We start from the raw sequence: 2,132 nt of genomic DNA on the forward strand, positions 1-2,132 counted from the left end.
ATGATTAGTTCACATAACGCTTCGTTGTGCGGCAATGAACGAGTTCGCGAGTGAATTGTCGCGCCACCAACGACTTGTTAACTGCAACTACATTGTTTTCGAGATTAAGAATAATATCCATCCCAATATTCCTCATCCGTAAGTTTAAATTTTTCAGGGCATACTTCTTTAAGATGCCTATATCTCTCAGCCTTAATATCAATCAGCTCTTTAACTGAACACTTAGTCAGCTTTTGATACATCTGATTAAACTCGAGTTTCTTATTCTCGATTATCAATAGGTCAAGTTCATCCCATTGTTCTTTAGATATATTTTGGTTCATAGTTTTGACAGTTAACGCCGCCATCACAGGTGGCAAAAAGTGAAGTGAGTGTAACGAACGTAGCTTTTTGACATCCTGTGCATGGCCTTGTTAACTGTCTTCATCAAGCTCTAAGTTTTCCTGAGGAAATTTTTCTTCGACGTATTCATCGAAGTTTTTGTTTACGTGAAAGATCGGTCGATGTCTTCTACTATCACGATCTTCTAGTGTTGCATCAATGATTGCTACACGACTGTCTTTATCAATCTGTGTGAAATTACTCCAATCAATTCGGATGTCTTCAATTACCGATGGACTATAACGACAGCGGTAGAATGTACCATCATTTTTGAGCAGGAATAGTTCTGGTCGCATTCTTTCTGATCGGTCAACTTCTCGTATTTCAGTGATTTGAAATTCTGAAAGAAGTTCCTCCCAAGAAAAGTCTGAAGTTAATAGCTCTTTTAGATTAGGGGCATGTAAGGCAGATAAGAATGTCAGTAAATGCCTAAATTGTATTGCGCCACGTGCCGTATCTCGTAAATCTGGTGTGGCGATAGATGCCATGACAACCGACTTTAGATCATCCAGCCTTTCTGAGAAATCAAGATACCTCCTTGACTCAATTGTTCGGGTTCTATTTTCAGACAACAAGCGTTGAAATAGCTGAGACCATTGACCAGTTAGATTCTCTTTTATCTCGTCAAGTCTAGAAAAAGGAGTGATGCTATTGTTATGTGCTCTGTGAGTTAAGAAATTAATAAATTCAAAAATGTATTTTGCAGTATCCTTCTTCTGTATAGATGGAAACTCAATCGCATCAATAACCTCAGGCTTGGACTTGTTTTTTTCATATACATGATGATCATGGAATACCTTTTCATCCACAAATGCGTACACAGGAATGGATTGTTCTGCGGCTTTCAGGATTTCTAGCTGCGTAATTGAAAGCTTATCTTTATATTCCAATAACGCTGTTTTTGTGGACATACTACTCAAGTTATCAAAATCAAAATTGTCTAGAACTGATGGAATTCCAGTACCTCCAAACCTTGAGCCAATAATTAACACGACCATATCGCAATTTGGAACTTCCTTGATGCAGCTGTCATGAGTGTGTGACCTCGGATCATATAAAATATCGGAATAATCACTCATTACAGGCTCATGACCAAGGGCTGTTATAAATGGCCTTAGTTCAGATCTAATAACACCCAAGTCGTAACATGTTGAAGAAACGAATATTCTTAATTTTGCCAATGTAATCTCCTTGGACAGTTAACGCTTATTTAAATTGTGAGGCTGTCTTTTAGCCGAATCCATTTTCTAATCCTTGTTAGCATTTTTGCCTAACCTGTTTCTCATATAATTTTCGCTCAAAAACATATTCCAGGTTATACTTCCAGTCACGATGAAATTGCGAAAAGTCATACCATCTGACTGTTGCGTCAGTTAGTTCAATTCGAGCTTGTAAGAACCAACATTCGGTAATTCCACAAGTACATTCTAAAATTAAAGACTTACCACTTTCAGGGTCATTTTCTTCCAATACGAATCCCTTATCGGCGACACAAGCAGGCTCATCGAGAAGATTTCTACTTGGTAAATATAAACTGGAACTATGTGGGTAAATATAGTCCCCTGCTAATAGGCGGAGATCATCAGAACTTTCTCCTTCTTTAATCCTTTCATCATATTCTTTTTGAGCAAATGGCATCTCGACCTCTTTAATAATTTCCATAAAAGGTCGGTCATTGATCCAGATCTCACCATTGCTTTTCAGTTCAAATTTATCGTAATGCATAATTTTGTGTTGGGTATTTGTAATGC

At 37.6% G+C, this 2,132-nt stretch carries 2 protein-coding genes; both read right to left on the reverse strand.

The genetic code is table 11. From position 1 onward, the window contains the following. Positions 1-413 precede the first annotated feature (413 nt). The gene (locus tag IYN84_RS20800; protein ID WP_196141209.1) at positions 414-1,562 is read right to left on the reverse strand and encodes a DUF4062 domain-containing protein; all 1,149 of its coding nucleotides are present in this window, start codon (positions 1,560-1,562) and stop codon (positions 414-416) included. A 76-nt stretch (positions 1,563-1,638) separates the two neighbouring features. Beyond that, on the reverse strand, positions 1,639-2,132 hold a 494-nt coding region (locus tag IYN84_RS20805; protein ID WP_210330780.1), incomplete at its 5' end, for a hypothetical protein.

The organism is Aliikangiella sp. G2MR2-5 (genome assembly GCF_015687155.1).
Classification (GTDB): Bacteria; Pseudomonadota; Gammaproteobacteria; order Enterobacterales; family Kangiellaceae; genus Aliikangiella.